Origin of the sequence: uncultured Clostridium sp. (genome assembly GCF_900547735.1) — a bacterium.
In the GTDB taxonomy this organism is placed as follows: Bacteria; Bacillota; Clostridia; order Lachnospirales; family Lachnospiraceae; genus Otoolea.
Map to the genome: position 1 here is coordinate 60,092 of NZ_URHZ01000020.1, position 9,898 is coordinate 69,989.

The following is a 9,898-nucleotide window of genomic DNA, read 5'->3' on the forward strand; positions in this document are numbered from 1 at the left end:
CTCCGCCCGCGCAATATAAAAAATATGTAAAAACCACTTGCAATACTCCTGAAGCAGCAGTAGAATATGAGATTGGCTGGGAAAACCGGCCCTGAATTTTATGATGCGATCACAGGAAAGGAAAGCAGATTATGAAGAAGTCTTATGAAATGGATATGTGCAGCGGCCCGATTTTGAAGAAGGTGCTGTCATTTTCCGTGCCGCTTATGCTGTCGGGAGTACTGCAGCTTTTGTTTAATGCGGCCGACGTTATTGTGGTGGGGCGCTTTGCAGGCAGCCAGTCTCTGGCGGCGGTTGGTTCCACCACAGCTTTGATTAACCTTCTAATTAATATATTTATTGGTCTGTCAATAGGAGCGAATGTACTGGTTGCCCGTTATTATGGGGCGAAGAGTGAGAAAGACGTCAGTGAGACGGTACATACGGCTGTCGCTATCAGCCTGGTCAGCGGAGCGATCCTTGTATTCCTCGGCCTCTTTACCTCCAGATTCATGCTGGAGCTGATGGGGACGCCGGAGGATGTGATCGAAAAATCCGTTATCTATATGAAGATATATTTTGCAGGAATGCCGGTCGTGATGGCTTACAACTTCGGCAGCGCAATCCTGAGGGCGGTGGGAGACACAAAGAGGCCCCTGTACTTCCTTACGCTGGCCGGAGCCGTCAACATCGTGCTGAACCTGTTCTTTGTCATCAAGCTGCACATGGACGTGGCGGGAGTTGCTCTGGCGACGGTAATATCCCAGTGTGTTTCCGCGGGCCTTGTTTTAAAGTGCCTGGCACAGTCGGACGGACCTCTTAAGCTGCACCTTAAGAAACTGAGGATCGACAAGAGGAAGACTCTTTTAATTATGAAGATTGGCCTTCCGGCGGGAATGCAGGGAGCGATTTTCTCCATTTCAAACGTTTTAATCCAGTCTTCCGTCAACTCCTTCGGTTCCATTGCCATGGCGGGAAATACGGCATCGGCCAATATCGAGGGATTTGTCTATACGGCAATGAATGCCCTGTATCAGACGAACCTGAGCTTTACAAGCCAGAATATCGGCGCCCGGATGTATACGCGTGTCAACCGGATCCTGTATGTCTGCCTCGGCACGGTGACCGCGGTGGGAATGGCCCTCGGGTTTGCCGCCGTCATCGGAGGCACGGATCTGCTGAAGATTTACTCCTCCGATCCGGAAGTTATCTCCTACGGCATGCTCCGAATGTCCATTATCTGCACCACTTATTTTATCTGCGGCTGGATGGATACCCTGGTCGGCAGTCTGAGGGGAATGGGATATTCCATTCTGCCGATGGTCGTCTCGCTCACAGGAGCCTGCGGCCTGCGCGTGATTTGGATATTCACCGTGTTCGCCTATCACCATACACTGTTCTCGCTGTACATATCATATCCCATCTCATGGCTGATCACAGCCGTGGCCCATATGATCTGCTACCGCAAAATCTATAAAAAAGTTCCGAAGAAAGACGGAGTCATCGTATAAATGGCTGCTGCCCCCACCGGTGGGATACATTCCCGCCGGTGGGGGCAGCAACTTTTTTTACCCTAAAACGCTTTCCACTGTGAATAGAAAGTCGCATTATGCAGAATAAGTAAATTTCCGAAAGAACAGCTTCTATTATTGTCGGAATGGTGGACAACAAAACCGTTTGATGCTAAGATAAAATAATGTACAAAAGAAAAGGAAGTGAGACGTTGAGAGAGGAATTCAGAAACAGGCAGAAAAGAGGGCTTGATATCATAAAAAGGTATCAGTGGACAATCAATGAGATACTGACAATGGAGATGCCGGAATCTTTCGTTTATTTCAGCGATCCGGAGACGTATGAGGTGATCTATATCAGCGATGAGAAATTTATCGCCGAGGAATTAAAGCGCGATCATTATCAGGGTGAGAAATGCTATGAGGTTTTTCAGGGCCGTTCCGCCCCCTGTCCGTTCTGTACCAACCATCTTCTCAGCAAGGATCATTACTATACCTGGACGCGTCATAATCCTTTCTTGAATAGCGATTATATTTTAAAAGATAAATTTGTGGATCTGGACGGGCGGACCGTCCGTATGGAGATTGCAACGGCGCTGGAAGGGCATGACGCTGTTTTAAGCGCCCTGGAGGAGAGCTTCGAGAGCCAGAATATACTGATGAACTGTATTCAGCCTATGCTTGATGAGGCGGATCAGCTGGTAGCGCAGAGACGGATAATGGACAATATCTGTCCTTTTTTTGACGCAGAGTGGGGAACCATCCACAGCTGCGGAGAGTATCCCACCCTGGTCGAGTGGGGAAGCAGGCCGGAAGGCATGCGGAGTCCCGGTAAACTGCCGTCCGCGTACATGAAGGAATGCGGTAAACTTTTAAGCAGCTCATCCCAGATCCTGATTATGGATACGGAGAGTATCAGGGAAACAGATCCGGAAAATTATGAGTTTTTGAAAGCGGAAGGAGTTACCTCCCTCTGCTGTACGCCCATTTTTACAGGGAAAGAGCTGTCCGGCATGATCACCATCGGGAATTTTACCAAGCACCGCTCCGACATTACGATGCTCTTTACACTGGCATTCTATATAGCCTCCCTGATGCAGAGAGATGAGCTTTACCGGAAGAAACTGCGCCTTGAGTATTACGATGCGCTGACGGGCAGCCTCAATCTGGAAGGTTTCAGGAGGGAAGCGGGTGTGCTCTTTGCGGCGGCGGCGCCGTCGGAGTATTCAATATGGTACTGTGATATCAAAAATTTCAAATACATCAATGATCTGTTCGGCTTCCATACGGGAAACAGAATATTGAAGTACTGGGCATTCTGTCTGAAAGAAAACTGCCGGGAGGCGGAGATATTCTGCCGTGTCAGCGACGATAATTTTGCGTTTTTGTGGAAACGCGATGAAGAGGAAAAGCTTCAGGAAAGATTTGAACGGCTCGTGGAAAAACTGGCTTCCTTCACGCCGTTTAAAGAAAAGAATTACCAGGTGGAGGTCAACAGCGGCGTCTTTATTCCGGAGTCCTCCTGTAATATGGACATGGACGAACTGTTAAACCGCGCCAATATGGCACAGAAGTCGGTGAAGAACCTGAGGGGAAGCAGGCCCGGCTTTTTTACCGAGGAATTGAGGGTTAAGGCTCTGAATGAGATACAGATGGAGTCGGAGATGAGGGCGGCTCTTGCAGACGGAGAGTTCGTGCTCTACTTACAGCCGCAGGTTAAGCTCCGGAAGGTGAGCGGACAGAAGAAACACCGGGCGGAGGCGCTGGTGCGGTGGATGCGCGGCGGACAGATTTATGCGATGCCGGATGATTTTATCGGACTGTTCGAGAAAAACGGCATGATAGCCGGCCTGGACCAGTATCTCTATGAGAAGATCTGTATCCTGATTAACCGGTTGAAAGAGAACGGGATGCCTTCTGTCTGTATTGCCGTCAATGTGTCGAGACATACGATGATTCAACCCGAATTTGTGGAGACTTATATTGCGATCAGAGACAAATATCAGATAGAGAATGACGAACTGGAACTGGAGTTTACGGAGAGTATTGCCGTAGAGGACCTGGAACTAATGCAGCAGGTTTTGAAAAAACTGAAAACAGCGGGTTTTATCTGCGCCATGGATGATTTTGGGACGGGGTATTCTTCCCTCAATGTACTCCAGGTGCTTCCTCTTGATATTCTGAAGCTGGATCGGGGATTTCTGGCCTCGGAGGGGGAGGATGTCCGAAGGCAGATTGTGGTTGAGAGCGTGCTGCAGATGGCAAAACGGCTTAACATGCTGACGATTGTGGAAGGCGTGGAAAGCAGGGAACAGTTGCATCTGCTGCAGAAACTGGACTGCGATTATCTGCAGGGATTTTTAGTGTCACCGCCTTTATCCGAAGACGAGTATAGAAGTTTTATAAAGGAGGGGGAGATACATGGAGGAGAAAGTGAAATACAGCAGGTATAGAACGATTTTTTTCTCAGTTGCTGTAACCGCTTTTTGCGTCCTGATTTATTCTATTTTTATTAATTACGGTACGAAAGTCAATAAACGTTTCATGAGCATAGAAAAAGAAAACCTTATGGAGTATGGGGAGGCCCAGAGCATTAAAATCAGCGAGGATCTGACCAATATGAAGGTGCGCCTCAAGTCGGCGGCCAAATTCGCGGGCGCTTCCTCCTTTGATTTGGAGAGTGAGGAATTTAACGAATACCTCTCCCAGGTAAACGGGACACAGAATTTTCCCGTTGCCTACGTTTCGGCAAAAGTGTGGAAGGAGAGGTCCGGACAGCCGAACCTGAAGCCGGAGGAACAGGAGTTTTACATAAAGCTGCTGGAAGGAAAACCAGCCGTTTCCAAGCTCATCTATTCCCCGTCCAGGGGAGGATATTACTTTTTTGCCGGCGAACCCGTTATCAGGGATGGAAAGACGGCCGGCGTCGTCAAATGCGCCGTCAGTGTTTCTGAACTGATGAACCTGCTGGAGGGTTATTCCGGTATGAGAGGAACCATGGTGAGCTGTATTGCCGACGGCAACGGCCAGATTCTTTACTGCAGTGACAAAGAAGAGTGGGTTGGCCAAAACATCTGTGATATCCTGGGGAATGCGAAGAATAAGGAGGGCATCGATGAATTTATCCGGGCCGTTGAGGAAAACTTAAACATTACCCTCACGGTGGACGCCGATGCGGAGAGTGCGTTTCTGACCAATATTCCCATGGGGTTCGAGGGATGGAACCTGATGAGTTTTTCCGATGCCAACCTGATGAAGGATGTGTCCTCACAGCTTTTAGACGATACGATCCTGATGGGAATGTCCCTGGTGGGGATCACGCTTCTGGCCGGTCTGCTCATTTATATCCTGATGATAGAAAGCGGGCGCCGGATCAAACTGGAACAGGCGAGATATGCGGCGCTTTCTAATTTTTCAGATACCATCCTGTTTGAATACAATTTTAAAACAGACGTGCTTCAGCTTACGCAGAATGCGACGGAACTCCTTGGCGTCGTGCGGCACAGCATCGAAAAATTCAGCAGCTTCTGCGGAGGCCTTGTCCATCCCGACGATGTGGAGGAGACCGTGGAGTCCATTGCATCCGTCAGGACGGACGGAGAGCTAAAGGTTGTGGAACTGAGACTTTTGGGACGGGACGGAGGCTGGATCTGGTGTGAATGCAAGATGCAGCCGATCAGCGGCAATAAGGATATTGTTATAGGAAAACTGACCGATATTACGGGGCGCAAGGCGAAAGAGATGAACCTGCTCTCCTTAAGTTCGACCGATACCCTGACCGGCCTTATGAACCGGGAGGCGTTTGTGGGCAAGGTGGAGTCTATTATCGAAGAAAAGCAGAAGGGATTCTTCTTTATGATTGACGTGGATAACTTCAAACTGGTCAATGACACGAAGGGACACGAGGCGGGGGACGGTTATCTCGCCAAAATCGGAGAACTCCTCCGCCAGTCATTCCGCGATTATGATCCGGTCGCCCGGATCGGCGGGGATGAATTTGCCGCTTTTATGTCCGATACCTCGGACATTGAGAATGCGCAGAAGAAGGCGGAGCTGATTCTGTCTAAAATGAGCCATTCACAGGGGGAAACGGAAGTGGGGATGTCCGTCAGCATCGGAGTTGCGGCCTGTCCGTTTGACGGCAGGACCTACCAGGAACTTTACCGCAATGCGGATCATGCAATGTATATGGCAAAGAGAAAAGGCAAAAACCGCTTTGTCTGCCATGAAGCGCCGGAGGCGGAAGCTGCCGAATTAAATTGATGAAAAGAAAAAGCAGGGTGTAAAGAAAAAACACTTGACACCCTGTTGAACCTGTTGTATGATAAGTCAGGTGATTGAAATGGAAAAAATTGTAGAGCAGGGTCTTTTATATGATTTTTACGGTGAATTGCTTACAGAGCATCAGAAATCGATTTACGAAGATGTTGTGTTCAACGATTTGTCCCTGAGCGAGATTGCAAAAGAAAAAGGCATCAGCCGTCAGGGAGTCCATGATATGATAAAGCGCTGCGACAAAATACTGAATGGTTATGAAGAAAAACTGGGCCTTGTTAAGAAGTTTATTAAGACAAGGGAGCTGGTGGAGGAGATTAACAGCCTTACCGGCGAGTTTCTTGAGACAGAAGACAAGGAACTGATTAAGCGCGTTGGACGGATTTCCAATGATATCCTGAAACTTGTATGATTGATTGGCGATGAAAAGTACGTGTAACATGCTTTTTACTGCCTGACTTGAACGGAGGGTTTTGAATGGCTTTTGAAAGCTTGGCAGACAAACTGCAGAATGTTTTTAAAAACCTGACGGGAAAAGGACGCTTATCGGAAGCGGACGTTAAAGCGGGACTTAAGGAAGTTAAGATGGCTCTCCTCGAGGCCGATGTAAGCTTTAAGGTCGTAAAACAGTTTATCAATTCTGTACAGGAACAGGCGGTGGGCACCGATGTGCTGAACGGCCTTCATCCGGGGCAGATGGTAATAAAGATTGTCAACGACGAACTCGTAAAACTGATGGGTTCCGAGATGACGGAGATTGCTTTAAAACCCAGCAATGAGATTACGGTTATCATGATGGCCGGCCTTCAGGGAGCCGGTAAGACGACGACCACGGCCAAGATAGCGGGCAAGCTTAAGGCCAAGGGAAGAAATCCCCTTCTGGCGGCCTGCGACGTATACCGTCCTGCGGCGATTGAACAGCTTCAGAAGAACGGTGAGAAGCAGGGAGTGCCTGTATTTTCCATGGGTACGGGCCACAAGCCGGTGAACATTGCAAAGGCGGCAATCGAGCACGCGTCGAAGAACGGCCAGAATGTGGTAATCATCGATACCGCCGGACGTCTTCATATCGACGAAGATATGATGAATGAGCTGGTGGAAATCAAGGAGAATGTGGATGTAAACCAGACGCTTCTCGTAGTTGATGCCATGACGGGACAGGATGCGGTCAATGTAGCCGGAATGTTTAACGACAAGATCGGCGTCGACGGCGTTATTCTGACCAAGATGGACGGTGACACACGAGGCGGTGCGGCCCTTTCCATTAAAGCCGTAACCGGCAAACCGATTCTTTACGTCGGCATGGGAGAAAAGCTTTCCGATTTAGAGCAGTTCTATCCTGACAGGATGGCATCCAGGATACTCGGTATGGGCGATGTGCTGTCGATTATCGACAAGGCCGCAGCCGTGATGGATGAAGAAAAAGCAAAAGAACTCAGCAAAAAGATTAAAAAAGCCGAGTTTGACTATAATGATTTCCTGGATCAGATGCGCCAGATTAAGCAGATGGGCGGCATGTCCAGCATTCTAACGATGATGCCGGGTATGAACCAGCTAAAGGGCGTGGATCTGGACGACAATGAGAAGGCGATGGGAAGAGTCGAGGCGATTATCCTCTCCATGACGGATGAGGAGAGAAAGAACCCGGATCTCATCAACCCCTCCAGGAAAAAGCGCATTGCGAATGGCGCAGGCGTGGACATTGCCGAGGTGAACCGGATGGTGAAGCAGTTCGGCGAGATGAAGAAGATGATGAAACAGCTTCCCGGAATGATGGGAGGCGGCAAACGCCGCGGCGGTGGTCTTGGCGGAATGCTCGGGAAGATGAAATTCCCGTTTTAAAAACAGTTAGTATGATGCATAAGCATTATCTATACAGAATTAACCCAAGGAGGTGAAAGTAAAATGGTAAAGATGAGACTGAAAAGAATGGGTCAGAAGAAGGCTCCTTTCTATAGAATTGTTGTTGCAGATTCCAGATCCCCGAGAGACGGAAGATTCATCGAAGAGATTGGTTACTATGATCCTAACACAGAGCCAAGCACAATCAAGATCGATGAGGAAGCAGCTAAAAAGTGGTTATCTACAGGTGCTCAGCCAACCGAAACAGTTGGTAAACTTTTAAAAATCGCCGGCATCCAGTAATCACTTACTATTCACAGCCGTTATACCCGATAAAGCGGGGCACGCAGTCCCGCAGGGTGTTTTTATGCGTGTTGCGTATGAGAATCCCGAGTCTGACGGCGCGAAACTGCATCTTGCAGTTTCTGTGCATCGCGAAGCGAGTTGCTGTTCGCAGGACTGCGTTTTAGCAGGGCTGGGAACAGTGACAATTAGCAGCCTGGCCTGTGAGGTGAATTGGTATGAAAGAATTAGTTGAAGTGATCGCAAAAGCACTGGTTGAAAACCCAGACGAAGTTGCAGTTACAGAATCGGTGAAAGATGACGAGATTGTAGTTGAGCTTAAGGTTGCCGCCTCAGACATGGGAAAGGTGATCGGTAAACAGGGACGTATTGCCAAGGCAATCCGCTCTGTTGTAAAAGCAGCAGCTTCCAAAGATGATAAGAAAGTTATTGTAGAAATTCAGTAACGTAAAAGCCGCCGGCCTGCAGGGGAAGACGGCTTTTCTTTTGATACGGATAAAGAATCCTGAAAAATGGGATTTTTCTATATGATAACGGCGGAATTACAGTCTGCCGCACGGAAAGGACAGGGAAGCAGGATGGAACAGTTTCTGCGGGTGGGTGTTATCTCCTCGACTCATGGAATTAAAGGAGAGGTAAAGGTATTTCCCACAACCGACGACGCAAACAGATTTAAAAAGCTGAAGGAAGTGCTGCTCGACACGGGAAAAGAACGTATTCCCATGGAAGTGGAGCAGGTGAAATTCCATAAGAATATGGTCATTGTCAAGTTCAAGGGCTATGACAATATCAGTGATATGGAACTGTATAAGGGAAAAGATCTTCTCGTTTCCAGGGAGCAGGCGGTTGAGCTTGAGCCGGATGAGAATTTCATCATAGATTTAATCGGTCTTAAGGTGGTCACGGATGAAGGGGCGGATTTTGGTACGGTGAAGGATATCCTCCAGACCGGCGCCAACGACGTCTATGTGATCGACGGCAATGACGGGAAGGAATACCTGTTCCCATCCATCAAGGAGTGCATTCTGGATGTAAACCTGGATGAGGGAAAGGTGACGGTCCATATTATGGACGGCCTTCTGGATTTATAATATCTGGATATTTTTAAGGAGCATAAATTTATGAATTTTCATATTCTAACGCTGTTTCCCGAGATGGTGATGGGAGGGCTTAACACCAGCATTACCGGCAGGGCCATGGAGAACGGCCTGATATCGGTGGAAGCCGTCAATATACGGGATTATTCCACGGACAAGCATCATCACGTGGACGATTATCCGTACGGCGGCGGAGCGGGAATGGTGATGCAGCCCGGACCGATCTACGCGGCCTGTGAGGATCTGGCCGGGAAGATCGGAAAGCGGCCGAGAGTAATCTATATGACACCCCAGGGCCGGGTATTTAACCAGAAAATTGCCGAGGAGCTGGCGCAGGAGGATGAGCTTGTATTCCTCTGCGGCCACTATGAGGGAATCGATGAGCGGGTTCTGGAACTTGTAGTGACGGATTATCTCTCCATCGGTGACTATGTGCTCACTGGCGGCGAACTGCCTGCCATGGTTATGATAGACTGCATCTCAAGGCTGGTGCCGGGAGTGCTGAATAACGACGTCTCCGCGGAATTTGAATCATTTCACGACAACCTGCTGGAATACCCTCAGTACACCAGGCCCGAGGAGTTTATGGGCAAAAAAGTGCCTGAGGTGCTCTTGTCGGGCCATCATAAAAACATCGACGAGTGGCGGCGCAGGAAATCCATAGAACGCACACTGGAGCGCAGACCGGAACTGCTTGAAGATGCTGTTTTATCGAAGAAGGAGGCGTTGTATCTGGCGCAGCTTAAAGGGGAGGATTAGTTGAGAGGTGAGGACGCCTCTGTAAGATGGCGGACGGGGGAGTGGGATTGTGTATATGAGTCTTCAGTCCCGGTTTATAGGGTGTGGTGAGGGGGAATCCAGGAGAAAAGATTCCTACGGGGACTCGCTTCC

The 9,898-nt window shown here is 48.9% G+C and carries 9 protein-coding genes; all 9 read left to right on the forward strand.

All coding sequences use genetic code 11. From position 1 onward, the window contains the following. Nucleotides 1-131: 131 nt before the first annotated feature. The 9 genes from QZT18_RS08710 (at nt 132) to trmD (ending at nt 9,766) form a co-directional block, all read left to right on the forward strand. On the forward strand, nt 132-1,490 hold the full coding sequence (locus QZT18_RS08710; RefSeq protein WP_294146693.1) for an MATE family efflux transporter: 1,359 nt from the start codon (nt 132-134) through the stop codon (nt 1,488-1,490). A gap of 212 nt (nt 1,491-1,702) precedes the next feature. After that, on the forward strand, nt 1,703-3,943 hold the full coding sequence (locus QZT18_RS08715) for a sensor domain-containing phosphodiesterase (RefSeq protein WP_294146695.1): 2,241 nt from the start codon (nt 1,703-1,705) through the stop codon (nt 3,941-3,943). Beyond that, nucleotides 3,912-5,753, forward strand: coding sequence for a sensor domain-containing diguanylate cyclase (locus QZT18_RS08720; RefSeq protein WP_294146697.1), 1,842 nt, complete (start codon nt 3,912-3,914; stop codon nt 5,751-5,753). Before QZT18_RS08715 ends, QZT18_RS08720 begins: the two co-directional genes overlap by 32 nt. A 79-nt stretch (nt 5,754-5,832) precedes the next feature. Beyond that, nucleotides 5,833-6,177 (forward strand): YlxM family DNA-binding protein, encoded by a 345-nt coding sequence (gene ylxM, locus QZT18_RS08725; RefSeq protein WP_366925831.1) that lies wholly within the window; start codon nt 5,833-5,835, stop codon nt 6,175-6,177. Between the two features lie 65 nt (nt 6,178-6,242). Next, the gene (gene ffh, locus QZT18_RS08730) at nt 6,243-7,607 is read left to right on the forward strand and encodes a signal recognition particle protein (protein WP_125140247.1); all 1,365 of its coding nucleotides are present in this window, start codon (nt 6,243-6,245) and stop codon (nt 7,605-7,607) included. Between the two features lie 63 nt (nt 7,608-7,670). Then, a complete protein-coding gene (gene rpsP / locus QZT18_RS08735; RefSeq protein ID WP_003506984.1) occupies nt 7,671-7,910 on the forward strand; it encodes a 30S ribosomal protein S16 in 240 nt (79 codons plus the stop codon). A gap of 218 nt (nt 7,911-8,128) precedes the next feature. Further along, nucleotides 8,129-8,356, forward strand: coding sequence for a KH domain-containing protein (locus tag QZT18_RS08740; RefSeq protein WP_003506987.1), 228 nt, complete (start codon nt 8,129-8,131; stop codon nt 8,354-8,356). 132 nt (nt 8,357-8,488) lie between these two features. After that, on the forward strand, nt 8,489-9,001 hold the full coding sequence (gene rimM, locus QZT18_RS08745) for a ribosome maturation factor RimM (RefSeq protein WP_294146753.1): 513 nt from the start codon (nt 8,489-8,491) through the stop codon (nt 8,999-9,001). Nucleotides 9,002-9,031: 30 nt separating this feature from the next. Next, nucleotides 9,032-9,766 carry a tRNA (guanosine(37)-N1)-methyltransferase TrmD gene (gene trmD, locus QZT18_RS08750; protein ID WP_227032296.1) on the forward strand — a complete coding sequence of 245 codons (735 nt, stop codon included), beginning with the start codon at nt 9,032-9,034 and terminating at the stop codon, nt 9,764-9,766. Nucleotides 9,767-9,898 lie beyond the last annotated feature (132 nt).